Below are 24,521 nucleotides of genomic sequence, written 5' to 3'. Positions count from 1 at the left end.
ATGAAACGCACAGGTTTTGATAGTGTGCCCTCCGGTTTCAGCCTGCTTGAAGTGATGATTGCTGCTGTTGTGCTCTCTTTTGGTCTGCTGGGGCTGGTCGCCATGCAGGCGCAATCCAAATTTGCAGGATATGAGGCGAGACAACGCACCATAGCCAGCTGGCTGGCAAACGACATGGTGGAGCGGATCAAGGTCAATCGAGCTATCTGGGAGGTGCAAACCAGTAATACCTGGATCGTCAGTTCGAGTACATCATCGCTACCATCCTGTGCCAATGCTGATGGCACCATGAGCAACTGCAGTGATGCCAATATGCTGGCGCTCGATCTCTACTACTGGCGTCAGTCCCTGATAGGTAGTGCCGCATCGGGTGCCGGCTCCACGCTCAACAATCCTGTCGGTTGCATCATCAAGGGGGCGAGTGACTCGCTGACCGTGGCCATTTTCTGGGTTGGTCGCAAGGCTTCCCATGATGGTTCAAGTGCTATCGCATCAGCCACAACCAATGCTTGCGGCATATCCGGGGTCGACTTGACGAGGCGTCAATACGTATTGACGACCACCTTATGAACAACCGTGGCTTTACCTTGGTGGAATGGCTGATTGCTATGGTGATCGGTGTTTTTCTGCTAGGTGGTGTGCTGAGTGTGTTCGTTGCTTCTCGAACGACTTCTGAAGATGCGTTTGACCAGAGTGAGTTGCAGGAAAACGGGCGATTGGCGATGCGTCTGATAGCCCAGGATCTCAAGTGGGCCGGTTTTTGGGGCGATTATACCGGTATGCCGATGCAGTTGAATTCTGGGATAACAATAACTTCTGGTGCTGTTATTACTTCTACCAAAGATTGCTTGGATGAGCGTGGTGAAGGAAGTTTCCCATCAGCATCCGCACCAGTACGTGGTATATGGGTGACACATATTGATTCCAACAAGCTGATCACAGGCAATGCATTCAGCTGTATTGCATCGGCCAACAGGATTGCGAATTCAGACATCATCAGCATCAAGCGGTTGATAGGTTTCCCCTTGGCAGACAGTGCACTCTCTGCAAATAGGTTCTATATGGCAACGACGCCTCAGTCTGCTGTTATATTTCGCGGCAATGAAGCCCCTCCTGATAATACTGCTATGCCAAATAGACAGTTATGGGAGTACCAGCATTACATCTACCATATTGTGGATAACAGTGGAGTCCCTGAATTACACAAGCGCATGCTGACTGCCAACGATGGATCATGGGATATATCTGGCGCACTTGCACAAGGTATAGAAAAAATAACCTTGCTATACGGTGTAGATACCAGTCCAGTTCAGGATGGGCGAATAGACAAATATGTGCCAATCAGTTCTGTTGCCAGTAATGAATGGAATGAAGGACGTGTCATTGCAGCCCGTCTGTTTATTCTTGTTCGCTCTCTGCAAGCTTCATCAAAATATGTAAATAACAACACATATCAGGTTGGTAATATTCAGGTCGCCGGTAGCGGTGATGGTTTTCGACGATTGCTTCTGGAGACATCCATTGCGTTGCGTAACCCTGCTGCCATTGCTGGAGGTGGCAAATGAGACGAGCCAGAGGAGTTGCGTTGATCGTGGCTTTGGTCATCCTGGTACCGCTGACCCTGATTGCTGTTGTGATGATGCAGTCCAGTGGTGTGGATCTCAAAATGGCGGGGGCTGCTGCCAGTTTGCAGCAGGCCGAGCATCGGATTGAAGGGATGATAGAGAGTGCGTTATTGCAAGCTGGTCTGTCGAGCAAGATTGCGACTATGGGGGCCAGCTCTGCAATCTCGGTTAATGGAAATACGGTCAATATGGAACGGCGTGGTGAAAGTGTCTGCAAGCGAAAAGTGGATGCCAGTAGCCAGAATGTTATCCCTTCTTGTCGTTATGTTGAGCTGCAGGCTGCAGCAACATATGGCAAGAACAGTCGTGCAATGAATTGGACTGCTGGGGTAGAGCAACCCCTGTTAAAGGCGGAATAGGAGCATAGGATATGCGCGAACATGGACGAGCCTTGCTGCTTTGCACCGTAATGGCCGCCATGCCGGTCTTGGCAAGCAGCAGTTATTCTGATGACACCGAGCTGTTTATTTATGATTTTTCAAAAGCTGGTGATTTCAGACCAAAAATTCTGGTTATCTTTGATAACTCAGGAAGTATGCGCGAGACCATGTATGTCGGGGAAGATTATGACAAAAATAAAAAATATCCGCCTCTTGATGATGACCCAGATATAGGGGATGACAAAAATTATATTTATTTTTCTACTGATGGTTCGATACCTTCGATAACAAGTAGCCAGCGATTCTCAGATAAAATAAATGCATGCGCATCATCCAAGATACCATTATCTACAGTCGGCTTCTTCCAGTCACAGGTATGGAGATATCGTTACTCAAGTTATTCAGGTGGCTTGCCTCGACAAGGAATATGGGAAACCGTATCTGGTCGAACAGAATCAGACTTTACTCTGATTGATTGTAAGCAGGATATTTCTTCCCGAAATCAAAGTAATCCATATTCTGGCACTGGCTTGCTAGTTGGAGGAATTACCAGTGGTTACCCAGTAAATAAATCATCCAACAGTGGTGGGTTATGGTATTATACAACAAATATAAATAGCGTGGCCTCTGGCAGTAATACATCCGTGACTCTGTATAGTGCTAACTATATTAGATGGTATTATGGGCCGACTAGTCTAAGACTTAAATCTCGACTACAAGTGGCAAAAGATGCAGTGAAGGGGCTGATATCGTCAACACCCGGTGTAGACTTTGGCTTGGCGGTATATAACTATAATGACAGTGATGGTTCGAAAAGTGGTGGGCGTATCGTACGTCGAATTCTGAGTAACGATACCGATATGGGTAATGGTGTTACGGCGGAAAACAATCTATTGTCGACCATAGACAGCTTGGGGGCAGAAACCAATACACCATTATGTGAAACGCTCTATGAGGCATATCGTTTTTTTGGTGGCCAAGAAGTTTATTTTGGAGATGATGATGATTCACGTACACCAACCCGAGATAAATTGGCTGAATATCCTGTCGATACATATAAAGCGCCTTATGATAAATGCTCAAATAACGGTTATGTAATTTACATTACGGATGGTGAGCCGACACAAGATACAAATGCAAACTCGCTTGTTCAGGGGTTGATCAGCACCTTGAATCCGACTGAAAAGGCTGCGTATGGTACAACCGTTGGTTATGGTACTAGGGGCAGCACCAGTTATCTGGCTGCACTTGCTGGGTATATGAAGAACAAGGATGTGAATCCTGGTTCATCTGGTATTCAGACTGTGACCACCTTTACTGTCGGGTTCGGAGATGATGCTGTTAGTGGTGCGGGTAACCTGTTAGCGGAAACAGCTCGTCGTGGTGGCGGACTATATTATCCTGCGACCAGTGCCGAAGCACTCAGTCAGGCACTGAAGTCATCTTTACTGGCCATACTGCGCATCAATACCTCTCTGGTATCTCCGGCTATTGCAACAAATAACTTTGACCGAACCAGAAGTCTTAATAATATTTACTATGCCATGTTTGAACCTGATACTGGTCCGCGATGGAAAGGTAATCTGAAAAAGCTGGTCTTGTCTGACAAGGGATATGTAGTTGATACCACTACATTACCGGCGATAAAGAGTGATGGCACAATTCTGGAGGGGGCCAGAACTTTTTGGTCATCAGAGGATGACGGTAATCTGGTTGCAAAAGGTGGTGTGCAGGAGATGCTTGCCGATAAAAGTAACCGCAATCTTTATCTCATCAATGACAAGGCATCGCCCAAGCGCCTTGACAGCTTTACACGCAGCAACGCCCAGACAATGGCTGGCAGTGCTGAGGCGCTACGTTTACTGATGCAGTTATCTGACGTCTCTGAACTGGATAATATGTTCAGCTGGATCACTGGTAGTGATGTCGACAATGAAGATAACGACAGCAGTACGACAGTCAGGAAATATATATTGGGTGATCCCCTGCACTCCAGACCTTTAGTCATAAACTACGGTTGTACTATTGCACAAGGACAAACTAGTTGTACCCCTGACTTGCGTATTATCATGGGAACCAATGCCGGTTTTCTGCATATGTTCAAGGATCTTGGTTCATCTGTTGATGAAACCTGGGCCATGATGCCCTATCCGCTGTTAGCCACTCAAAAAGCATTACGGCAAAATAGTGAATCATCTGCTCACGTATTTGGTGTCGACTCCTCTCCCGTAGCACTCATCAAAGATGCTAACCAAAATGGGGTGATAAAAGCATCAGAGGGTGATTATGTCTGGATGTTTGTCGGATTGCGTAGTGGCGGTAAAAACTATTATGCCTTTGATGTCACAAATCCCGATGCACCAACACTGAAGTGGTCTATTACACCCGACTCGGGTGGTTTTTCGCAGTTGGGGCAGACCTGGTCTGTCCCTGAAGTGGCATTTGTTCCCGGCGTTACCGATCCGGTAGTAATCTTTGCCGGTGGTTATGATCTGAATAAAAGTACTCTCGGGCTGGGTAGTTCTGATAGTAGTGGTGCGGGTATTTATATAGTGAATGCCAATACTGGTGGGCTGATATACAGTGCAACGCCAGCTGCCAACAGTACGACAAACCTGCAAGTCAGCACCATGCTGGACAGTATGCCTGGTAGTGTGGCGACTCTTGATAGTGATGGCGATGGCAAAGTCGACCGTATTTATGCCAGCGATACTGGCGGAAATATCTGGCGAATGGATTTGCCAGGAACCAATAAAACAGATTGGAGTGTATTCAAATTTGCCAGTCTGGGTTCCGACACACAGCAAAGTGAAGATCGGCGCTTCTTCACTCAACCTGTATTGGTAAGAACAATCAATAAGGGGTGGGAAGTAAAAAATAGCCAGTATGTTTATAGCGAACGCCCCTTCGATGCGGTCTTGATTGGTTCTGGCGACCGTAATCGCCCATCATCAGAATCGACCGTCAGCAATGCCTATTTCATGCTGCGGGACTATCAGGTTGTACCCAAATCCTACCGCACCGTCACTCCTCCATCGGCGATCACTATTGATCAACTCTACGATGTAACGACAGATCCCTTCCTTGGCAAAACCGATGCACAGATATTGACGATAAAGAAAAGTCTGACCAGCAAGATGGGGTGGAAATATTGGCTGGATGAAACGGGAGAGAAGTCGATGGGAGCTGGGGTTGTCCTTCAGGGCAAACTTTACTTCACCTCCTTCCTGCCGCAGGTTCAATCTTTCGAAGAGTGTACCATTCAGTCGATAGGTGCCATGCGGCAATACATGGTGGATATGCACTATGGCACATCATTCCGCTACACGGTCGATCAGGATGGTAATCAGTCTCCGGAACGTTATGTCGAGGTCAATAATAAAGTGGCTGATGACCTCGTGGTGCATGCTGGTGATGATGCCAAGATCCGTATTATCGGTGGTGCTCCGGGCGAGGAGGTTATTCTGAAAGATGACGGGAATAATCAACCTACCCGTTGTACCGGGGCCGGGCAATGTTCAGAGGGAGCCGATGAGGCCGAAATGGATATGACACCCAAGAAGATATACCTCTACGAGGATGAACCCCAATGAGAGTGAATATGCTGTTGTTGACTCTGCTGGGCGTTAGCTGCGCCCATGCAGCTGTAGATCGTAAGTGCTATGTCGAACTGGAAAATGGGGCGAATGTTGTATTGCAGGGCGCTATTGCGGATAACAAAAAGCCTGAGATTGCCTTCAAGGAGAAGGGATTTGAGATAAACGGGCAGCTGCTGATGGTGAGGACAGTGCTGGAATGTCAGCCTGTTGATCGGCCTTTCACTCTCGAGTCCGCCCGAAAACAAGAGAAAGAGCAGCCAAGATAGCAGTAGTGCAAGATGATTGGCTCAAGGGCAGATTGTGGTGGTGTCTGTCCTGCTACTGCGGCCAGAAACGGCAATAACGAGGTCAATCTCCGGTTCTTGGCTCACACAGACTTTAATGGTCATATTGGTACCCAGGCTAGTACCGTCTGGAGCAAACAGAACCCGGGTTCTGGTCGAGGTGATAGTTGCGCTGGATGAAAAGGTTGGGGTACGTGCCAACTCTGTTTCACCATTATCAAGTTGGGAGTTGTTATTGGTATCGGCAAATACCAGTAACTGTGTTGAATTGCTGGAAACACACTGGCTTGCGTTGTTGATGAGGCAGGCGCTTACGGTTTGCTGCTCGCTGATTGCTTCGTTACGCGCGAAGCGCAGGTGTTTCATCAACCGTTCACTTTCATAGTTGGCGGTGTTCTCTTTGAGCAGGTCGCTTAGGGCAGGAATACCAATGGCAAGTAGTATGACCCCCAATGCAATGGCGATCATCAGCTCCAGCAAGGTAAATCCGCGTTGTTTCATGGTGGCCTGAGGTGTGTCGTTCCGTGACTATCTACAGCTTATCCTTACTGCCGATGGCTGTCACATGGTTACACCAGTCTTGAACTGGCAGATCGCCCCCCTTTTCTTTATCATTCCCCATCATTTTCGAATTCAAGATGCATCGCCATGGCAAAAGCCCTCTCTCTGATGCTTGCCCAGTTGAATCTGACGGTAGGCGCCATCGAAGATAACACTGACAAAGTGCTCGCTGCGGCCGCTCAAGCCGAACAGCAAGGTGCCGATCTGCTGGTTTGTTCCGAGCTGGCCCTGACCGGCTATCCACCGGAAGATCTGCTGCTGCGCGCCGATCTGATGATCCGGGTTGATGCTGCGCTGGCTCGCATTGCCGAATGGCAGGGTAACTGCGCCATTTTGGTCGGGCATCCCTGGCGTGAAGGGGAGGCGCTCTATAACGCGGCCTCCCTCTATGAGCACGGCAAGCTGATTGCCCGTTACTTCAAGCAGGACTTGCCCAACTACGGGGTATTCGACGAGAAGCGCTACTTCACCGCGGCGACCGAGACCTGCGTGGTGCCGTTCCGTGGTCATAATCTGGGGCTGCTCATCTGCGAAGACCTCTGGCAGCCGGGTCCGGCGCTGGCCGCCAAGGCGGCAGGGGCCGATCTGCTACTCACCATCAATGCGTCGCCATACGATCAGGAGAAACCCTGGATCCGCCGCGAACTGATGGCCGAGCGCTGCGATCAGACCGGTCTGCCACTGGTTTACCTCAATCAGGTATGCGGTCAGGATGAGCTGATTTTTGATGGCTGCTCCAAGGTGTTCAACAGCCAGGGCGAGTTGACCCATAAACTGGCGCCGTTTGCCGAAGAGCTGGCGCTGGTGCGCTTTGCCGATGGTCAGCCGGTGAAAGAGCGGGAACCCGCGGCGCCGCTGGAGCCGTTGGCCGAGACCTATCAGGCGCTGATGCTGGCAGTGCGCGACTACGTTACCAAGAACGGTTTCCACGGGGCGGTACTGGGTCTCTCCGGCGGCATCGACTCGGCGCTGACGCTGGCCATTGCGGCCGATGCCATCGGTGCCGACAAGGTGCAAGCGGTGATGATGCCGTTCCGCTATACCGCCCAGATGAGCGTGGAGGATGCCAAGGAGCAGGCCGAACGGATGGGGGTGGAGTTCAACATCATCTCTATCGAGCCGATGTTCGAAGGGTTTATGACCCAGCTGGCGCCGCTGTTTGAAGGTACCGCCCGCGATACTACCGAAGAGAACCTGCAGGCTCGCTGCCGTGGGGTGCTCTTGATGGCGCTCTCCAACAAGCGTCGTCGTATCGTGCTGACCACTGGCAACAAGAGCGAGATGGCTGTCGGCTATGCGACTCTTTATGGCGACATGGCCGGTGGCTTCGATGTGCTGAAAGATGTGCCCAAGACGCTGGTCTTCAAATTGTGTGAATATCGCAACTCGGTCGACTACGTGATCCCGCAGCGAGTTATCGACCGTCCGCCTTCAGCAGAATTGGCACCGGATCAGGTGGATCAGGACAGTCTGCCGCCGTACGACATCCTGGATGCCATCCTCAAGCGCTACGTGGAAGAGGATGCTTCCGTGGCCGACATGGTAGCGGAGGGCTTCGAAGAGGCGGTGGTACGCAAGGTGATCCGTCTGGTGGATCTCAACGAATACAAGCGCCGTCAGGCGGCGGTTGGGCCCCGCATCACGGCCCGCAACTTTGGTAAGGATCGCCGTTACCCCATTACTTCGGGTTTTGGCAAACAGAACTGGTAAGGAGACACCATGAAGAAGATTGAAGCCATCATCAAACCGTTCAAGCTGGACGATGTGCGCGAGGCCCTGGCCGAGATCGGCATTAACGGCATGACCGTCTCCGAAGTCAAAGGCTTCGGCCGCCAGAAGGGCCACACCGAGCTCTATCGCGGTGCCGAGTACATGGTCGACTTCCTGCCGAAAGTGAAGGTGGAGCTGGTAGTGCAGGACGAGGATCTCGATGCCTGTCTGGAAGCGATCCAGAACACTGCTCGTACCGGCAAGATTGGTGACGGCAAGATCTTCGTTTGCGAGGTGGAGCGCGTCATTCGTATCCGTACCGGCGAAGAGAACGAAGACGCTATCTGATGCCGTTTTTGCCTCGTTATGTTCAGGAGAGCAAATCAAGTTCTGCTCTGCTGTCCCGAAAGCGCATCGTGGCGGTGGCAGGCTTGCTGGTAGTACTCACTGCGTGCAGTACCCGCCCGCCGGCTCAGCCGGAAAACCTGTGCCAGATCTTTCGCGAGAAGCCGGAGTGGCACAAGGCCGCGCTCAAGATGAACGAGAAGTGGGGGACGCCGATCCATGTGGTGATGGCCATGATGTATCAGGAGTCCTCCTTCGTACACGACGCCCAGCCGCCGATGGAGTATTTCCTCTTTATTCCGACCGGGCGGGCGAGCTCGGCTTATGGCTACGCTCAGGTGAAAGACGAGACCTGGGCTGATTACCAGCGAGAGACCGGCAATAGCTGGAGCGATCGCGATGACTTTGCCGACGCCATCGATTTTATGGGCTGGTACACTAACAAGGCCCAGCGGCTCAATGGCACCTCCAAGTGGGATGCCTATGGCCAGTATCTCAATTATCACGAAGGGTGGGGTGGCTATCGGCGTGGCAGCTATCGCAGCAAGGGGTGGTTGATGAAAACCTCGCGCAAGGTGGAAGCTCGCGCCCAGCGCTACGGCGCCCAGTATCGACAATGCAAGGATCAGCTCTCCCGCGGGGGCTGGTTCTGGTAACCCAATCAGGAGTCAGAAATGCCGTTATTGGACAGTTTTACCGTTGACCACACCCGTATGGAAGCGCCAGCGGTGCGTGTGGCCAAAACCATGCAGACCCCGAACAAAGACACCATTACCGTGTTCGACCTGCGTTTCTGCGTACCGAACAAGGAGATCCTCTCCGAGCGCGGTATCCATACCCTTGAGCACCTGTTCGCCGGTTTTATGCGTGATCATCTGAACGGCAACGGTGTGGAGATCATCGATATCTCCCCCATGGGTTGCCGTACCGGCTTCTACATGAGCCTGATCGGTGCGCCGGACGAGGCCCGTGTCGGTGCTGCCTGGCAAGCAGCCATGAGTGATGTGCTGACCGTGCAGGAGCAGGGCAAGATCCCCGAGCTGAACGAGTATCAGTGCGGTACCTACAGCATGCATTCGCTGGAAGAGGCCCATGCCATCGCTCGCCATGTTTTGGAGCGTGGCATCGGCGTCAACCACAACGACGAGCTGGCCCTGCCGGAAGAGAAGCTCAAAAGCCTCTAAGGCTATCGAGTCAAGATGAGAAAAACCGGTCAGCAATGCTGGCCGGTTTTTTTTATCGCTGTTTGCGTCGCATCGCGATGACTTGTTCACTTTCTCCGCTCTGCTAGGATGTTCTCCTGCTTGTGTTTCAACTGCGGGAGGGAGTGCCGATGAAAGGGGTGTTGCTACGCTGGTTGGCCCGTTACGACGAGTGGTGTGAAGAGTGGGGACTTACTCAGGATAACCGGCGCTGTTGTACGCCGGTTCGTTATGATGAGGATCCATCGAAAGAGTGCAATCCCGGCAGTGATGATTCACTTACTGAAAATTGCGGGTCACGGCACCGGTAACGCTGTTGTATTCAAAACCCAGGCCATTCGGGTAATCCGGGAAGCGACCGACAGAATCGCGCAGAATATAGCGGCAGTTATAGTGCACCTCGTTGCCTTCATCTTCATCCGGATGACCTGGGCCAATCATGGTGGAAAGGTAATCAGCCCGCTTCTGCACTGCGTCAGGCTGATCCGTTGACGCAACGCTCTGACTGCCATCCAGCAGATCGGTAAAAAGCAGTCGGCAGTCTGACTGGTTGCTGACCGAGATATGGTTGCCAGATCCCGGTTGATAGGGGGTGTCTACCGGCTTGTTGTAATCCTCTTCGGAGCCCACCGGCCAGCCATAGCGATTGATATCTATCGTGCTGTTGCCAAAACTGCTCAGGTTGTAGAGCGCGACGGATTGCCCCTTCACTACCACCGCCCAGCCGGCATTGGCCAGACGGGCCGCACTGGCAAAATTACCCGCAGTCGCCGATACCATGCTTTTGAGCGCATCATCCTTGATATTGATAAAACGGGGCAGGGCCACCACTGCCAGGATCCCCAGTACGATGATGACCAGCACCAGCTCAATCAGGGTAAAACCACGGTGTTTGTTGTTCATCATCTTCAATGACCCATTAAATCCCACAAACAGGTGTGAGTGATATGCAGCTGACAGATACCCATTGCCACCTCGATTTTCCTGACTTTGACGAGGACAGGGAGGCATTGCTGGCTCGTTGCCAGGCATCCGGGGTGACGGAGTATATCATTCCTGCTATTGCCGAGACCAACTGGCACCGTGTGATGACGCTGGCCAACCAGCACACAGGCGTGTGCTATGGCCTGGGTGTTCATCCCTGGTATGCCGGTGAACAAGAGGAAGGAGTAATAGATCGGCTGCGGGAGCTGGTATCGAGCCGTCCCGAGGGGCTGGTAGCCATCGGTGAGTGCGGACTGGATCTGCGCTCCCATGTACCTCAGGGTAGGCAGTTCGAACTGTTCGAGGCACAGATCAAGCTGGCAGTCGATGTCGAGCTGCCATTGATAGTTCATTCGGTACGGGCCAATGACACTGTGGCCAAGCTGCTGCGTCGTTTCAAACCGGTTCGAGGTGGCGTGATCCACGCCTTCAGCGGTTCGCTGCAACAAGCAGAGGCGTTCTGGCAGTTGGGTTTTTATCTTGGTGTCGGCGGGGTCATCAGCTATGAGCGGGCGAACAAAACCCGTGAGGTATTTCGGGCCATGCCGCTTGAATCGCTGGTGCTGGAAACCGATGCACCGGATATGCCGCTACAGGGGCGGCAAGGAGAGCGAAATACACCGGAAGCGCTGCCGGAAATTGCGGCGATATTGATGGGGATACGAAAAGAATCCGCAGAACATGTTTCAACCATGTTAATTGATAATGCCGAGCGACTTTTCCGGCATCGCAAAAGGCAATGAAACATTGGTGTAACAAGTGGTTGAGCTATCAGGGAAAAAAATAAGCGTAAAAATCGTTTGCTGTCTAATTTTGTGACACTTGAATAATTTGATACCGATAAAATGTGACCAGCATTCTATTTTATCGGACTTTAATTAGTATAATGCGCTCCCCTTGATTAGTTGGGTTTGTTTACAACTCACTAACAAGCTAGGTGCTACTAGAGGAAGATAATAATGAATTTGTTCATGGGTCTGGTAGGGATGGCGACGCTCGTCCTTATCGCGGTGCTGTTCTCCAGCAACCGCAAGGCAATCAACGTCCGTACCGTAGCCGGTGCGTTTGCAATTCAAGCTGGTCTGGGTGCGTTTGTACTCTATGTACCGGTAGGGCGCGATATTCTGGTCGGTGTATCCGATGCAGTCTCCAGCGTCATCAGCTATGGCCAGAATGGTATCGAATTCCTGTTCGGTGGTCTGGTCAGCAACAAGATGTTTGAAGTGTTCGGTGGCGGCGGCTTTATCTTTGCCTTCCGTGTTCTGCCGGTCATCATCTTCTTCTCTTCCCTGATCGCTGTGCTCTACTACCTGGGCATCATGCAGATGGTCATCAAGTTGCTGGGTGGTGGTCTGCAGAAAGTGCTGGGCACTTCCCGTACCGAATCCCTCTCTGCGACTGCCAACATCTTCGTAGGTCAGACTGAAGCTCCGCTGGTGGTTCGTCCCTACATCTCCAAGATGACTGACTCCGAGCTGTTCGCGGTCATGTGTGGTGGTCTGGCATCTGTTGCCGGTTCCGTTCTGGCTGGCTACGCCTCCATGGGCGTCAAGATGGAGTACCTGATCGCTGCCTCCTTCATGGCTGCACCGGGTGGTCTGCTGTTCGCCAAGCTGCTGGTACCGGAAACCGAGACCCCGAACTATGACGAAAGTTCCGCAGATGCCGAGCTGGACGACAAGCCGGCCAACGTGATTGACGCCGCTGCCGCTGGCGCTTCTGCCGGTATGCAACTGGCTCTGAACGTCGGCGCCATGCTGCTGGCCTTCATCGGCCTGATCGCCATGATCAACGGTATCTTCTCCGGTGTGGGTGGCTGGTTCGGTTATCCGCAGCTCTCTCTGGAACTGCTGCTGGGCTGGATCTTCTCCCCGCTGGCCTTCCTGATCGGTGTGCCCTGGAGTGAAGCGATTGTTGCCGGTTCCTTCATCGGTCAGAAACTGGTAGTGAACGAGTTCGTGGCTTATCTGAACTTCGCTCCGTACCTGAAAAACGAGGTGCTGATCAACGGTGTGGCCATGTCCGATCACACCAAGGCGATCATCTCCTTTGCCCTGTGTGGTTTTGCCAACCTCTCTTCCGTTGCCATTCTGCTGGGTGGTCTGGGGTCGATGGCACCGAACCGCCGCGGCACCATTGCGAAATTTGGTCTGAAAGCCGTACTGGCTGGCTCTCTGTCCAACCTGATGTCTGCGACTATCGCAGGCTTCTTCCTGGCACTGTCCGGCATGTAATATCAGCCTGACTGACAGGGTATAAACACGAACGCCACGGCATCTGCCGTGGCGTTCGCGTATGGAGCGGTGACAACCGTTTTCCTATCTAAACTAATAATAAAATGAGTCAAATCGGAGGTTATATGAATGAAGTGCTACTGGCGATGGTGGCCGGCTTTATAGTCGGTTTGTTGTTTTCTTTCCTCAAATTGCCGATCCCGGCACCTCCCGTTTTGTCCGGGGTGATGGGGATTGTCGGGGTCTATCTGGGGGGGCTGGCTTACTCCTGGATCCTGACGCGCTTCTTTTCGTAAGGCATTTTTGAATGCGGATTTGCCAGATGTGAGGTACCTCTGAAATTGGCAAATCCGGCTTGCAAACAGGGGGTATCTCGGCTGAAATAGGCGTTGCCAGCAGGGTGCTGGCAATGACTAATGCTCGATGAAATCGGGTGTTGGCGGTCAAATGGAATTGATTGGGAAGTCGGGTCGGAGTTGCTCTGCCTTTCTCAAGTCTTCATGGAACCAAGTCCGCACTTTTGTAAGAAAGTGACAGGGCTCTTGCCTTATTTACAGTCGTTGTGCCTCAGCCTTCGCACTGTAATTCCATTCCCGTATAGCTGGGAATTGCTACTGCTATCTCCTTTTTGGAGCTTGTGGTGGTGCCCGGTTATCTGGATCAAATCGAGACTTTGGAGAACAGAATGAGTGATCTGAAACTGGCCGCCCAGCGCGCCCTGAACCTGATGGACCTGACCACCCTGAACGACGACGATACCGATCAGAAGGTGATTGACCTGTGCCATAAGGCCAAGTCACCGGCCGGTCTGACCGCTGCCGTCTGCATCTACCCCCGTTTCATTCCCATCGCTCGCAAGACCCTGCGTGAGATCGGCGCTGCCGACGTGCGCATTGCGACCGTGACCAACTTCCCGCACGGCAACGACGACATCGAGATCGCCGTGGCCGAGACCCGTGCTGCTGTCGCCTACGGTGCCGACGAAGTGGACGTGGTCTTCCCGTACCGCGCTTTCATGGCTGGCAACGAACAGATCGGTTTTGATCTGGTCAAAGCCTGTAAAGAGGCCTGTGGTGCCAACGTGCTGCTGAAAGTGATCATCGAAACCGGCGAACTGAAAGAAGAGGCGTTGATCCGTCGCGCTTCCGAAATCTGTATCGATGCCGGTGCCGACTTCATCAAGACCTCCACCGGCAAGGTGCCGGTCAATGCGACCCCGGAAGCGGCGCGCATCATGATGGAAGTGATCAAGGCCAAGAATCCGAAAGTCGGTTTCAAGCCGGCCGGTGGCGTGAAAGATGCCGCCGTGGCGGGTCAGTACCTGGCCATGGCCGAAGAGATCCTCGGCAAGGACTGGGTATCCGCCCGTACCTTCCGCTTTGGTGCATCCAGCCTGCTGGCCAGCCTGCTGGCCACTCTGGGGCATGGCGACAAGCCGGCCAACACCAGCGGTTACTAATAGGTTGATGAGAGGGCGGACGGTTGTCCGCCCTGTTAAGCCCCCACCTGTGGTGCGCGGGCAAGGATTCAGGCTTGTGTAACGCCAGCAATGGCGGAGGGAATGAAAGATGTTTTTGCCTCAAGAAATTATTCGCAAGAAGCGCAACGGTGAAGCGCTCAGTACCCAAGAGATTCAATTCTTCGTTCAGGGCATTACCAATAACACCATCGGCGAGGGCCAGATTGCGGCGCTGGCGATGGCGGTCTACTTCAAAGATATGACCATGGATGAGCGGGTTGCCCTGACCTGCGCCATGCGCGACTCAGGCATGGTATTGACCTGGGATCACCTCAATCTGGGTGGCCCGATTGTCGACAAGCACTCCACCGGCGGTGTGGGTGACGTTGTCTCCCTGATGCTTGGCCCGATGGTCGCCGCCTGCGGCGGTTTCGTGCCGATGATCTCCGGCCGTGGTCTGGGCCATACCGGCGGTACCCTCGACAAACTGGATGCCATTCCCGGCTACCAGACCTCGGTCGACAACGATCGTTTCCTGAAAGTGGTGAAAGAGGCGGGTGTCGCCATCATCGGCCAGACTGGCGATCTCGCCCCAGCCGACAAGCGTATCTATGCCGTACGTGACATCACTGCCACCGTCGAATCTGTCGCCATGATCACCGGCTCCATCCTCTCCAAGAAGCTCGCCTCCGGGCTCGAAGCGCTGGTGATGGATGTGAAAGTGGGCTCCGGCGCCTTTATGCCGACCTTTGAAGCCTCCGAAGAGCTGGCCAAGAGCATTGTGGCCGTGGCCAACGGTGCCGGTTGCCGTACTTCAGCGCTCTTGACTGACATGAACCAGGTGCTGGCCTCCAGCGCCGGCAACGCGGTGGAAGTGCGTGAAGCGGTGCGCTACCTGACCGGTGAATATCGCAACCCGCGGATCCACGAAGTGACCATGGCGCTGTGCGCCGAGATGCTAATCTCCGCCAGTCTTGCCTGCGACGAGCGCGATGCCCGCGCCAAGCTGCAGGCGGTGCTGGATAACGGCAAGGCTGCCGAGATCTTCGGCCGCATGGTGACTGGCCTGGGTGGCCCGGCTGATTTTATGGAGCGTTACGACGCTTACCTGCCTAAAGCCGCCATCGTGCGCCCGGTCTTCGCGGCCAACAGCGGCTTCGTGACCGCCATGGATACCCGCGAACTGGGTCTGGCCGTGGTCGCCATGGGCGGCGGTCGCCGCGCTGCCGGTGACAAACTTGATTATGCGGTTGGTCTGACCGACTTTATCCGCCTGGGTCAGAGCGTCGATGCTGACAAGCCGATCGCCATGATCCACGCTCAGACTGAAGAGCAATATGCTCAGGCTGCCAGCATGGTGCAGGCGGCTGTCCGGATTGGTGGCGAGCGGCCCGAGGCACTGCCTGAAGTGTACCGCCGTATCACCCTGGCTGATTTGTAACAAGGGGAAGTCCCATGAAACGTACCTTTATCCTGATGATGGACTCTTTCGGTATCGGCGCTGCCGCCGATGCTGACAAGTTCGGAGACACGGGCGCCAATACCCTTGGCCATATCGCCAAGGCGTGTGCGGCTGGTGAAGCGCAGGGCCGCGGTGCCCTCAATCTGCCGAACCTGAGCAAGCTGGGCCTCGGCCACGCTTGCGAACAGGCTTCCGGCACCTTCCCGGCAGGTCTTAAGAAAGATATCGAGGTGGTCGGTGCCTACGGCTACGCTCAGGAGCTCTCCTCCGGCAAGGACACTCCGTCCGGTCACTGGGAGATCGCCGGTGTGCCCGTGCTGTTCGAGTGGGGCTACTTCAAGGATCACACCAACAGCTTCCCGCAGGAGCTGCTGGACGCCATCGTCGAGAAGGCCGGTCTGCCGGGTTACCTCGGCAACTGCCACGCCTCCGGTACCCAGGTGCTGGACGATCTGGGCGAAGAGCATATGCGCACCGGCAAGCCGATCCTCTACACCTCTGCCGACTCGGTGTTCCAGATCGCCTGCCATGAAGAGACCTACGGCCTCGAGAAGCTCTATGAGCTGTGCCACATCGTGCGCGAGCTGCTGGAGCCCTACAACATCGGTCGCGTCATCGCGCGTCCGTTCGTGGGCAGTGGCAAAGGCAACTTCAAGCGTACCGGTAACCGTCACGACTACTCCGTGCTGCCGCCGGCACCGACCGTGCTGGATTACATGAAAGAAGCGGGTGGCCAGGTGGTCTCCATCGGCAAGATCGCCGACATCTATGCCGAGCAGGGCATCACCAAGAAGGTGAAGGGTACCGGTCTGACCGAGCTGTGGGATCGCACCCTGGAAGAGGTGAAAGCGGCCGGTGACAACACCATCGTCTTCACCAACTTTGTCGACTTCGACTCCTCTTACGGTCACCGTCGCGACGTGAAGGGCTACGCCGATGCGCTGGAGTATTTCGACTCCCGCCTGCCGGAGCTGTTCGACCTGCTGCAGGATGGCGACGTGGTGGTGCTGACCGCAGACCACGGTTGTGACCCGACCTGGAGCGGCACCGACCATACCCGCGAGTACATCCCGGTACTGTTCTACGGCAAGCCGGTCAAGGCCGGTTCCGTCGGCCGTCGCGAGACCTTCGCCGACATCGGCCAGAGCATTGCGGCGTACCACGGTCTGCCCAAACTGGCATACGGTACCAGCTTCCTGTAATTTACCCGCCCGCCACTCCGGTGGCGGGCAATTTTAATAAAGACAATAAAACTCAACCCAAGTGTGAAGGAATCAAGAGAATGGCAACTCCTCATATCAATGCGAAAGATGGCGCCTTTGCTGATACCGTGCTGATGCCGGGCGACCCCCTGCGCGCCAAGTACATCGCCGAGACTTTCCTGGAGAACGTCGAGCAGATCTGCGACGTGCGCAACATGTTCGGCTTTACCGGTACCTACAAGGGCCGTCGTATCTCCGTAATGGGCCACGGCATGGGTATTCCCTCCTGCTCCATCTATGCAAAAGAGCTGATCACCGATTACGGTGTGAAGACCCTGATCCGCGTCGGCTCCTGCGGTGCCGTGCGTGAAGATGTGAAACTGCGTGACGTGGTAATCGGTATGGGTGCCTGCACCGACTCCAAAGTAAACCGTCTGCGTTTCAAGGATCACGACTTCGCTGCCATCGCTGACTTCGACCTGGTTGCCAATGCTGTTCAGGCCGCCAAGAACAAGGGCGTTGCCGTGCGCGTGGGCAACATCTTCTCCGCCGACCTGTTCTACACCCCGGATCCCTCCATGTTCGACGTCATGGAAAAATACGGCATCCTGGGTGTCGAGATGGAAGCCGCCGGTATCTACGGCGTGGCCGCAGAGTACGGTGCCAAGGCACTGACCATCTGCACCGTCTCCGACCATATCCGTACCGGCGAGCAGACCACCTCTGAAGAGCGTCAGCTGACCTTCAACGACATGATCGAAATCGCACTGGATTCCGTCCTGCTGGGCGACAAGTAATCCCCTTGCGAATAAAAAACGGCGGCCTGCGGGCCGCCGTTTTTTTATCTGCTCTCTGTCCGGGCCATCAGTTTTCCGGTGGCGGGGAGGTGGGCGCACTCTTTTTCTTGTGCTTGCGCACCCGCATGTAGTTGCGGCGAATGCCGTAGGAGATAAGCACTCCGGCCAGCAGGGCGACCAGCAGCATCAGGCGCTGTTTCTCCTGTGTCACTTTGAGCCGGGTATCCTTGTCCGCCAGCATCTGCTGCTCTTCCAGCGTGATGCGCAGATAGCCGAGGGTCTGGGCTCCGTCCTGGATCTCCTGCACGAACTGGATGCGTCCCTTGCCCTGCTCCGGCATCGACTTGTTGTCGCTGCCGATGGGGAGCAGGCTCTCCAGCGGTACGGCCTGCTCCGACTGGGCGAGCGGGATGCCGCGTCCATCATAGAGGGTGACATCGAGGATCTCCGGCTCGGTCGCCAGATCCCGGGCCAGTCGCTCCAGCTCGCTGCTATTGTCCTCCTTGATCCAGCGCTTCATGTCGCGGGCGGCATAGGCGACCAGTGCCTGGGCGCGGTTGCGCGCTTCGCTGTGCAGGGCAGCCTGACTCTCTCCCTGCATATGGAGGAGCACAACCAGTACCCAGCAGCCGAGCAGCAGGCCGGCTACCAGACTGAGCACACGTTTGATGGGAAGATGACGCTGCAAGCGCGAGACCTCATACTGACCGGAAGTTGCGGGATCTTGGCGCTTGCCTGCGCAAAAAGCAATACGCTACTCTGGGCCACTATTGTTAACCCCTTGATCACCATGGAAGGCGTATCGCGTATGTTGTTGTCCCGGCTCCCCACCTCCTTATCCGAATGGCCTGCCCACCTGTCATCTTCCCCCTGGTGGCAGCTGACCCCGGATGCCCTGCAACCGACCGGAACTCCTCTTGCGGCTGGCTGGCTGGTGCTGTTTGGCAAGGCGCTGGGGCCGGCCTCTCTGGAAGAGCTGGCCCCCCTGTTGGCTGAGCACGGGGTGACGGCGACCCTCTATCCGGCGACCGAGGTAGCGGGTTGCCCGTTGCTGCTGCTCGGTACCGACCGCTTCTCGCCCGAGCTGGTGGCCGTGCTCAGGGAGAGGGTGTGGGAGATCGATCTCTGTCATTTGCCCGCGCTGCCGACCCTGAGTGAGCCCGGCCTGCTGGTGATGGATATGGACTCCACCGCGATCCGCATCGAGTGCATCGACGAGATAGCGCGGCTGGCGGGGGTGGGCGATCAGGTTGCGGCGGTGACCGCGGCCGCCATGCAGGGCAAGCTGGAGTTTGCCGACAGTCTGCGCAATCGGGTAGCGCTGCTTGAGGGGGCGCCTGTCGCCATCCTCGATGAGGTGGCGGCATGGATGCCCTGGATGCCGGGCTTGCAGCTGATGGTCGATACCCTCAAACAGGCGGGGTGGCGTGTGGCAATCGCTTCCGGCGGTTTTACCCGCTTTGCCGGTCAGTTGCAGCGGGAGCTGGGGCTGGATGCCATCTTCGCCAACGAGCTGGCGGTGGAGGGGGGCCAGCTGACCGGCAAGGTGAGCGGGCGCATCGTCGATGCCAGCGTTAAAGCCGAAGTACTGCAGCAGCTGGCGGCCGAGTATGCCATTGCGCCCGCCCAGACCGTGGCCATCGGCGATGGTGCCAACGATCTCAAAATGATGGCGGTGGCGGGTCTTGGCATTGCCATCCATGCCAAGCCGCTGGTGCGGGCGCAGGCGGCGGCCACCCTCAATCACCACGATCTGGAGGGGGTGCTCTGCCTGCTCTCGGCACGCGCCTGTAGCGAAAGGCGCTGGGATCGCCCCTGATATTGTTTCATGGAGGAAACCAATCGAAATGGAATTGTTGCAGCAATCACTCTTTGTCCCCTGTGGCGAGCATCAACTGCACGTCCGTCATATCAAACCGGGGGCGGCCGTTCATGGTGAACCCATCCTGATGGTGCACGGCGCCATTGAGAACGGTCGCATCTTCTATACCGAGTCGGGCAAGGGGTTGGCCTGCTTTCTGGCTCGCCACGGTTTTCAGGTCTATGTCGCCGATCTGCGCGGGCGCGGGCTCAGTACCCCCGCCATCGCCGAGCAGGCGGAGCACGGTCAGCATGAACTCATCACCGAGGATCTGCCAGCCCTGCACCGCTGGATTGCCGCGCGCCACCACGGCTTCAAGGTGCACTGGGTGGCTCACTCCTGGGGGGGCGTCATCATGGCCTCCACGCTGGTGCGCTTTCCCGAACTGGCGGAGCAGGTGGCGAGCCTGCTCTTCTTCGGCACCAAACGCGGGGTGTCGGTGCAAAATCCCGAGCGCTGGTTGAAGGTGGATCTGATCTGGAACCGGCTGGCCCCCTGGCTGGCTCGTCGCCGCGGTTTTCTGGCAGCGCGGGATCTCAAGATCGGCGCCGATGACGAGCCGCTGCGCTACCTGCAGGAGACCATCCCCTGGGTCAAGTGCGGTCCCTGGCAGGATCCCCACGACGGCTTTGCCTATGACGAGGCGGCTGCCCGGGTCAACTGGCCGCCGCTCTGGATGATCTCGGCCAAGGCGGACAAGGTGCTGGGTCACCCCACCGACGTGCGCCGTTTCAGCGACGAGATGGGCTCAAGGACCCGCCATACCCGGCTTGGTCGGGACAACGGCAACCGGCTCGATTACGACCATATCAATATGCTGACCGCCCCGCAGGCGCAGGAGGATCACTTCCCCCGGATCCTCGACTGGCTGCTGGATCCGCAGGCCGCGTGATAAACAAACAGGGCGCATGATGCGCCCTGTTTGTTGTGGCCGGGATCAGTTGAGTGGCGGCGTGATGCCGAGGCGGAACAGGGTCGCCTGGGTGGTGTCGGTCAGCTCACCGACCCCGACGACGCTCCAGAGCTCTTCCTCCAGCTTTTTCGCCTTGTGAATGGCAAATTTGGCGATGTAGTCCAGCTCGTTGGCAATGAAGTTGGTGTCGGGGCGCCCGGTGCGGGAGACGCCGACCAGCACCGAGTAGAACTCCCCTTCCTGTAGTGCCAGCTCGATAAACTGGCGTTTCTCCTTCACGCCGGTGAACTCGCTGGCGAGACGGCTGCGGAAGATGGGCAGGCCAGCTCTGGTCTGGATGCTGGCGATGTAGACCTCCTCCTCCTTGGGTTTGTCCTCCCGCTCTATGCTGCGCAGCGGCGTCATCAACAGCTCCTTGAGCAGCTCTCCCTGAAACAGCGGATAGAGGTTCTCCTGCTCCGGCAGCTCGGCGCAGGCGGTGAGCAGCCGTTGCAGGCTGCGCGGCTTGAGCGACTTGCCGATGGAGGCGGGTTTGGGCGCCCCCTTCAGCTTGTTGATGTAGACCGGCGAGTTGAACAGGTGGTGGGTGTAGATGTTGCGCAGGGCGCGAGCCAGCCCGCGGTAACGGCGCTGCTCCTGCGCCGCCTTGAGCTTGTTCTGGTTGCTCTCGATCAGCAGGCTGAAGAACTGGCGACCGGTGTGGCGATCGGAATCCCCCTCGATGCAGAGATGCAGCACGGTACGGGTCATGTTGAGACTGACCAGCCGATAGGAGAGATGCTGCAAATCCATGCTCTTGGAGAGCTCCTGCAGGCGGGGCAGGGCAATGGTCACCACATCGTTCTTTTCGCCGACAAACGCCTCTTCCAGCTCGATCTGCAGGCCATGGGCCGAGATATCGCGGGTCCAGCCCAGCCAAGACTTGCCGTTGTGGTGGATGGCGACCGCCGTCTTGTGGATGTAGCGCAGCTCCTTGCGCAGCTGGACATAGTGCAGGGTCTCGATCTCGAAGGGTGCTACCCCCTGCTCGTGGCCAAAGCGCTGCAGCTCGTTGGCGTTGCTGCCAGCCTCCCCCTCCTGATAGAACTCTTCGCGCTGGGACTCCTGACTGATCTCCTGCAGCAGGCCGCAATAGCCGATCTGCTTGAGGCGCTCGAGCAGCAGTATGTCCTGCAACTGCGGGTTTTCGAGCCCCTGCAGCTGGCCGACATCCGCTTCGAGCAGTTCGCATGCCTCCAGCGTGAACTTGTAGACGCGCCAGCTGGGGCGACGTGAGCCCACTTGGAAGAAGAGGGCTGTCAGGCCGCTCTGGCGCAGCTCCTCGGCAGTTGCCGAGAAGAAGTATATGTGGCTGCGTACCGTGTGGGTGAAGCTGTAAATAAGGGTTTCGCTGGTGGCTCCGGGGGCGGGGCAGAGTCGCTTCATCCGCTCGGCACTGAATAGCCCCGCCAGCGCATCGCGGTTCTTCTCGTCACGCCAGTACTCCAGCAGATGCTGGTTGTTCTCGGTACGCAGCGCTATCTCGAGGCAGGGACTGTCGCCGGTACCGAAGAAGAGCGGCATGCCGGTCATGCGTGGCAGGTAGAACTGCTCGTATCCCTTGATGATGGCGGCCGAGAGCAGGTAGTCGACGCTGACCCGGTAGCGCACCTTGTTGACTTCGATGAACTCTTTCAAAAAAGCGTCAAAGGCGGGTTGCTCGCCCGTGCGCACCAGCCGCAGCCAGAATTTCCCCTCTTTGCTCTCTTCCCCGAGGATCTGGTAATTGACCGGCTGATGCAGTATCGGGTTGGGGTTATCGCGCTCCAGCCCGGTGAAGAAGACCTCGACCTGAGCGCCGGTATGGTAACTGGGCAGATAGGGCACCGAGATGCGCATCCCGCCGAGGGAGAGATCGGAACTCTTGGCAAACAGCTTTTCACCATCCGGCAGCTTGAGCAGTACCGGCGAGCTGAAGTGCATCCGCTCCTGACGGCGGCCGTAGTAGCTGGCGAAGGCGATGGTATTGACATCGTATTGCCTGAAAGGGCTGGCCGGCGGGATGAGGTGGCCATCGACGCGAGCGTGGTGCTGCTGTTTTTGCCACTGTTGCAGTGCCTCGTTGACCCCTATGGTATAGGCGTCACGGTAGAGATAGCACTGGGACTGGAACAGGTTGATTGCCTCGGCCGGCATGAAGTGGGTAATGCCGTCGAACTCATGGATCAGACACTCATCTGCCAGCTCATCGCGCATGTCGATGACCCTGCGGCACGGAGAGCATTTGCGTTTTAGCTCCATTTTGAGCAGAAAACGGCTGTTGCTGTTCTCTTCCTGGGTCATGCGGTTGAAGATCTCCTCGAAATCTTTCTCCCGCAACAAGGGGACAAGTTGTTCAATCAGATATTGTTGGTGTTCTGAATCCATGTGTTCCTGCCACGGAAAGTCACTTTTCCGATTCTGGGTTTGATCTGTCGGTCGCAAACAAGTATATCAAGCAGGAATTCATCCTGTCCCCGAGTTATCAATGGCCAAAAATAAAACTGCTTATGTTTGTTCCGAATGTGGTGCCGACTTCACACGCTGGCAGGGCCAGTGCAGTGAGTGCAAGGAGTGGAACACCATTACCGAGGTGCGCCTCGGGTCGGTGACTCCTGCCGGCAAGAGTGCCCGCTACACCGGTTATGCCGGTGCAATTGGCAGTCAGGTGCAGACACTGGCAGAGATAGCCACTACCGAGATCCCCCGTTTCTCCTCCGGTTTCAAGGAGCTGGATCGGGTACTTGGTGGCGGCGTGGTGCCGGGCTCAGCCATCCTTATCGGCGGTAACCCGGGGGCGGGCAAGTCGACCCTGCTGCTCCAGACCATGTGTGGTCTGGCCGAGCGGATGAAAACTCTCTATGTCACCGGTGAGGAGTCGCTCCAGCAAGTGGCGATGCGCGCCAATCGGCTCGGATTGCCTACCGACAAGTTGCGGATGTTGTCGGAGACCAGCGTCGAGCAGATCTGCCTGATTGCCCAGCAGGAGCAGCCGCAGATCATGGTGATCGACTCCATCCAGGTGATGCATGTGGCGGATGTGCAGTCGGCGCCCGGTTCCGTCTCGCAGGTGCGGGAGGCCGCAGCGCTGCTCACTCGCTACGCCAAGCAGAACCACGTGGCCATCTTCATGGTGGGCCATGTGACCAAGGATGGCACGCTGGCCGGCCCCAAGGTGCTGGAACACTGTATCGACTGCTCCGTGCTGCTCGACGGTGGCCATGACTCCCGTTTTCGTACCTTGCGCTCCCACAAGAACCGTTTCGGGGCGGTCAACGAGCTCGGCGTCTTTGCCATGACCGGGCAGGGAATGCGGGAGGTAAGCAATCCCTCTGCCATTTTCCTTAGCAGGGGAGAGGAGCAGGCTCCCGGCTCCATCGTGATGGTGATCTGGGAAGGGACCCGACCGCTGTTGGTTGAGCTGCAGGCGCTGGTGGATTACTCCCAGCTCTCCAATCCGCGCCGGGTGGCGGTGGGGATGGATCACAATCGGCTCGCCATGCTGCTGGCGGTGCTGCACCGCCACGGCGGCTTGCAGATGGCGGATCAGGATGTCTTCATCAACGTGGTTGGCGGGGTCAAGGTGGAAGAGACCAGTGCTGACCTGGCCCTGCTGCTGGCCATGGTCTCCAGCTTCCGCGATCAGTCGCTGCCCAAGGATCTGGTGGTGTTTGGCGAGGTCGGGCTCTCCGGCGAAATTCGCCCGGTGCCGTCCGGTCAGGAGCGGCTGCAAGAGGCTGCCAAGCATGGTTTTCGCCGTGCCATCGTGCCGCACGCCAACGCCCCCAAGCACCCTATCGAAGGGATGGAAGTGGTGCCGGTCAAGAAGTTGTCTGATGCGCTTGAGGCGCTGTAAGCCTATGCAGCTAAAAGACTATGTGTTGG

General features: G+C 56.0%; 24 protein-coding genes. 20 read left to right on the top strand and 4 right to left on the bottom strand.

Annotation, left to right across the window (positions count from 1 at the left end; translation table 11 throughout):
* From pilV to tapY2, 5 genes are read left to right on the top strand one after another with little or no spacing between them, the layout of a single operon-like run.
* Positions 1–570 (top strand): type IV pilus modification protein PilV, encoded by a 570-nt coding sequence (gene pilV, locus NOM67_RS16015; protein WP_208737695.1) that lies wholly within the window; start codon positions 1–3, stop codon positions 568–570.
* Positions 567–1,565 (top strand): PilW family protein, encoded by a 999-nt coding sequence (locus NOM67_RS16010; RefSeq protein WP_255938664.1) that lies wholly within the window; start codon positions 567–569, stop codon positions 1,563–1,565. Before pilV ends, NOM67_RS16010 begins: the two co-directional genes overlap by 4 nt.
* On the top strand, positions 1,562–1,984 hold the full coding sequence (locus NOM67_RS16005) for a PilX N-terminal domain-containing pilus assembly protein (RefSeq protein ID WP_041209101.1): 423 nt from the start codon (positions 1,562–1,564) through the stop codon (positions 1,982–1,984). Before NOM67_RS16010 ends, NOM67_RS16005 begins: the two co-directional genes overlap by 4 nt.
* A gap of 11 nt (positions 1,985–1,995) precedes the next feature.
* Positions 1,996–5,598: a pilus assembly protein gene (locus tag NOM67_RS16000; protein ID WP_255938661.1), complete on the top strand. Its 3,603-nt coding sequence runs from the start codon at positions 1,996–1,998 to the stop codon at positions 5,596–5,598.
* 8 nt (positions 5,599–5,606) lie between these two features.
* The gene (tapY2, locus tag NOM67_RS15995; RefSeq protein WP_269319552.1) at positions 5,607–5,870 is read left to right on the top strand and encodes a type IVa secretion system protein TapY2; all 264 of its coding nucleotides are present in this window, start codon (positions 5,607–5,609) and stop codon (positions 5,868–5,870) included.
* Between the two features lie 21 nt (positions 5,871–5,891).
* Here the strand turns inward: tapY2 and NOM67_RS15990 are convergent, their stop codons facing one another.
* On the bottom strand, positions 5,892–6,389 hold the full coding sequence (locus NOM67_RS15990; protein ID WP_255938655.1) for a GspH/FimT family pseudopilin: 498 nt from the start codon (positions 6,387–6,389) through the stop codon (positions 5,892–5,894).
* 147 nt (positions 6,390–6,536) lie between these two features.
* Between NOM67_RS15990 and NOM67_RS15985 the strand changes: the two genes are divergently transcribed.
* From NOM67_RS15985 to NOM67_RS15965, 5 genes are all read left to right on the top strand, one after another.
* Entirely contained in the window at positions 6,537–8,159 is a 1,623-nt protein-coding gene (locus tag NOM67_RS15985; protein WP_255938654.1) for an NAD+ synthase, read from the top strand.
* 9 nt (positions 8,160–8,168) lie between these two features.
* Positions 8,169–8,507 carry a nitrogen regulatory protein P-II gene (glnB, locus tag NOM67_RS15980; RefSeq protein ID WP_005308848.1) on the top strand — a complete coding sequence of 113 codons (339 nt, stop codon included), beginning with the start codon at positions 8,169–8,171 and terminating at the stop codon, positions 8,505–8,507.
* The gene (locus NOM67_RS15975) at positions 8,507–9,160 is read left to right on the top strand and encodes a transglycosylase SLT domain-containing protein (protein WP_255938653.1); all 654 of its coding nucleotides are present in this window, start codon (positions 8,507–8,509) and stop codon (positions 9,158–9,160) included. Before glnB ends, NOM67_RS15975 begins: the two co-directional genes overlap by 1 nt.
* An 18-nt stretch (positions 9,161–9,178) precedes the next feature.
* Entirely contained in the window at positions 9,179–9,688 is a 510-nt protein-coding gene (gene luxS / locus NOM67_RS15970; protein WP_033112946.1) for an S-ribosylhomocysteine lyase, read from the top strand.
* Between the two features lie 149 nt (positions 9,689–9,837).
* Positions 9,838–10,017, top strand: coding sequence for a DUF5363 family protein (locus NOM67_RS15965; protein ID WP_082044125.1), 180 nt, complete (start codon positions 9,838–9,840; stop codon positions 10,015–10,017).
* On the opposite strand, the gene NOM67_RS15960 is transcribed toward NOM67_RS15965, so the two are convergent.
* Positions 9,986–10,612 carry a type II secretion system protein gene (locus tag NOM67_RS15960; RefSeq protein ID WP_042030717.1) on the bottom strand — a complete coding sequence of 209 codons (627 nt, stop codon included), beginning with the start codon at positions 10,610–10,612 and terminating at the stop codon, positions 9,986–9,988. The genes NOM67_RS15965 and NOM67_RS15960 overlap by 32 nt on opposite strands.
* Positions 10,613–10,653: 41 nt before the next feature.
* Between NOM67_RS15960 and NOM67_RS15955 the strand changes: the two genes are divergently transcribed.
* From NOM67_RS15955 to deoD, 7 genes are all read left to right on the top strand, one after another.
* Complete coding sequence (locus NOM67_RS15955; protein ID WP_156853895.1) at positions 10,654–11,433, top strand: TatD family hydrolase; 780 nt, start codon at positions 10,654–10,656, stop codon at positions 11,431–11,433.
* Positions 11,434–11,649: 216 nt separating this feature from the next.
* Positions 11,650–12,924 carry a NupC/NupG family nucleoside CNT transporter gene (locus NOM67_RS15950; protein WP_033112949.1) on the top strand — a complete coding sequence of 425 codons (1,275 nt, stop codon included), beginning with the start codon at positions 11,650–11,652 and terminating at the stop codon, positions 12,922–12,924.
* A 125-nt stretch (positions 12,925–13,049) separates the two neighbouring features.
* Positions 13,050–13,220, top strand: a complete 171-nt coding sequence (locus NOM67_RS15945) for a XapX domain-containing protein (protein ID WP_005340467.1) — start codon at positions 13,050–13,052, stop codon at positions 13,218–13,220.
* Positions 13,221–13,609: 389 nt separating this feature from the next.
* On the top strand, positions 13,610–14,383 hold the full coding sequence (gene deoC, locus NOM67_RS15940; RefSeq protein WP_033112950.1) for a deoxyribose-phosphate aldolase: 774 nt from the start codon (positions 13,610–13,612) through the stop codon (positions 14,381–14,383).
* 109 nt (positions 14,384–14,492) lie between these two features.
* The gene (gene deoA, locus NOM67_RS15935; RefSeq protein ID WP_156853894.1) at positions 14,493–15,824 is read left to right on the top strand and encodes a thymidine phosphorylase; all 1,332 of its coding nucleotides are present in this window, start codon (positions 14,493–14,495) and stop codon (positions 15,822–15,824) included.
* Positions 15,825–15,838: 14 nt separating this feature from the next.
* Positions 15,839–17,047: a phosphopentomutase gene (locus NOM67_RS15930; protein WP_042030711.1), complete on the top strand. Its 1,209-nt coding sequence runs from the start codon at positions 15,839–15,841 to the stop codon at positions 17,045–17,047.
* Between the two features lie 80 nt (positions 17,048–17,127).
* Complete coding sequence (gene deoD / locus NOM67_RS15925) at positions 17,128–17,844, top strand: purine-nucleoside phosphorylase (protein ID WP_005340471.1); 717 nt, start codon at positions 17,128–17,130, stop codon at positions 17,842–17,844.
* 67 nt (positions 17,845–17,911) lie between these two features.
* Here the strand turns inward: deoD and NOM67_RS15920 are convergent, their stop codons facing one another.
* On the bottom strand, positions 17,912–18,532 hold the full coding sequence (locus NOM67_RS15920) for a YtjB family periplasmic protein (RefSeq protein ID WP_255938650.1): 621 nt from the start codon (positions 18,530–18,532) through the stop codon (positions 17,912–17,914).
* A 120-nt stretch (positions 18,533–18,652) separates the two neighbouring features.
* Between NOM67_RS15920 and serB the strand changes: the two genes are divergently transcribed.
* Both serB and NOM67_RS15910 read left to right on the top strand, forming a co-directional pair.
* On the top strand, positions 18,653–19,663 hold the full coding sequence (gene serB, locus NOM67_RS15915) for a phosphoserine phosphatase SerB (protein WP_255938649.1): 1,011 nt from the start codon (positions 18,653–18,655) through the stop codon (positions 19,661–19,663).
* Positions 19,664–19,691: 28 nt separating this feature from the next.
* On the top strand, positions 19,692–20,597 hold the full coding sequence (locus NOM67_RS15910) for an alpha/beta fold hydrolase (protein ID WP_255938648.1): 906 nt from the start codon (positions 19,692–19,694) through the stop codon (positions 20,595–20,597).
* 45 nt (positions 20,598–20,642) lie between these two features.
* On the opposite strand, the gene NOM67_RS15905 is transcribed toward NOM67_RS15910, so the two are convergent.
* Positions 20,643–23,024 (bottom strand): PilZ domain-containing protein, encoded by a 2,382-nt coding sequence (locus tag NOM67_RS15905; protein WP_255938647.1) that lies wholly within the window; start codon positions 23,022–23,024, stop codon positions 20,643–20,645.
* A 100-nt stretch (positions 23,025–23,124) separates the two neighbouring features.
* On the opposite strand from NOM67_RS15905, the gene radA reads away from it, so the two are divergent.
* A complete protein-coding gene (gene radA, locus NOM67_RS15900) occupies positions 23,125–24,492 on the top strand; it encodes a DNA repair protein RadA (protein WP_041209114.1) in 1,368 nt (455 codons plus the stop codon).
* Positions 24,493–24,521 lie beyond the last annotated feature (29 nt).

It is taken from the genome of Aeromonas sp. SG16 (genome assembly GCF_024436135.1).
Lineage (GTDB): Bacteria > Pseudomonadota > Gammaproteobacteria > Enterobacterales > Aeromonadaceae > Aeromonas > Aeromonas jandaei.
The sequence above is the reverse complement of the archived record's forward strand: the minus strand, read 5'-3'. Positions and strand labels throughout refer to the sequence as shown.

Bases quoted from the DNA above. Each gene is read 5' to 3' on its own strand.
- pilV (WP_208737695.1), top strand. From the start codon at position 1: ATGAAACGCACAGGTTTTGATAGTGTGCCCTCCGGTTTCAGCCTGCTT.
- NOM67_RS16010 (WP_255938664.1), top strand. From the start codon at position 567: ATGAACAACCGTGGCTTTACCTTGGTGGAATGGCTGATTGCTATGGTG.
- NOM67_RS16005 (WP_041209101.1), top strand. From the start codon at position 1,562: ATGAGACGAGCCAGAGGAGTTGCGTTGATCGTGGCTTTGGTCATCCTG.
- NOM67_RS16000 (WP_255938661.1), top strand. From the start codon at position 1,996: ATGCGCGAACATGGACGAGCCTTGCTGCTTTGCACCGTAATGGCCGCC.
- tapY2 (WP_269319552.1), top strand. From the start codon at position 5,607: ATGCTGTTGTTGACTCTGCTGGGCGTTAGCTGCGCCCATGCAGCTGTA.
- NOM67_RS15990 (WP_255938655.1), bottom strand. From the start codon at position 6,389: ATGAAACAACGCGGATTTACCTTGCTGGAGCTGATGATCGCCATTGCA.
- NOM67_RS15985 (WP_255938654.1), top strand. From the start codon at position 6,537: ATGGCAAAAGCCCTCTCTCTGATGCTTGCCCAGTTGAATCTGACGGTA.
- glnB (WP_005308848.1), top strand. From the start codon at position 8,169: ATGAAGAAGATTGAAGCCATCATCAAACCGTTCAAGCTGGACGATGTG.
- NOM67_RS15975 (WP_255938653.1), top strand. From the start codon at position 8,507: ATGCCGTTTTTGCCTCGTTATGTTCAGGAGAGCAAATCAAGTTCTGCT.
- luxS (WP_033112946.1), top strand. From the start codon at position 9,179: ATGCCGTTATTGGACAGTTTTACCGTTGACCACACCCGTATGGAAGCG.
- NOM67_RS15965 (WP_082044125.1), top strand. From the start codon at position 9,838: ATGAAAGGGGTGTTGCTACGCTGGTTGGCCCGTTACGACGAGTGGTGT.
- NOM67_RS15960 (WP_042030717.1), bottom strand. From the start codon at position 10,612: ATGATGAACAACAAACACCGTGGTTTTACCCTGATTGAGCTGGTGCTG.
- NOM67_RS15955 (WP_156853895.1), top strand. From the start codon at position 10,654: ATGCAGCTGACAGATACCCATTGCCACCTCGATTTTCCTGACTTTGAC.
- NOM67_RS15950 (WP_033112949.1), top strand. From the start codon at position 11,650: ATGAATTTGTTCATGGGTCTGGTAGGGATGGCGACGCTCGTCCTTATC.
- NOM67_RS15945 (WP_005340467.1), top strand. From the start codon at position 13,050: ATGAATGAAGTGCTACTGGCGATGGTGGCCGGCTTTATAGTCGGTTTG.
- deoC (WP_033112950.1), top strand. From the start codon at position 13,610: ATGAGTGATCTGAAACTGGCCGCCCAGCGCGCCCTGAACCTGATGGAC.
- deoA (WP_156853894.1), top strand. From the start codon at position 14,493: ATGTTTTTGCCTCAAGAAATTATTCGCAAGAAGCGCAACGGTGAAGCG.
- NOM67_RS15930 (WP_042030711.1), top strand. From the start codon at position 15,839: ATGAAACGTACCTTTATCCTGATGATGGACTCTTTCGGTATCGGCGCT.
- deoD (WP_005340471.1), top strand. From the start codon at position 17,128: ATGGCAACTCCTCATATCAATGCGAAAGATGGCGCCTTTGCTGATACC.
- serB (WP_255938649.1), top strand. From the start codon at position 18,653: ATGTTGTTGTCCCGGCTCCCCACCTCCTTATCCGAATGGCCTGCCCAC.
- NOM67_RS15910 (WP_255938648.1), top strand. From the start codon at position 19,692: ATGGAATTGTTGCAGCAATCACTCTTTGTCCCCTGTGGCGAGCATCAA.
- NOM67_RS15905 (WP_255938647.1), bottom strand. From the start codon at position 23,024: ATGGATTCAGAACACCAACAATATCTGATTGAACAACTTGTCCCCTTG.
- radA (WP_041209114.1), top strand. From the start codon at position 23,125: ATGGCCAAAAATAAAACTGCTTATGTTTGTTCCGAATGTGGTGCCGAC.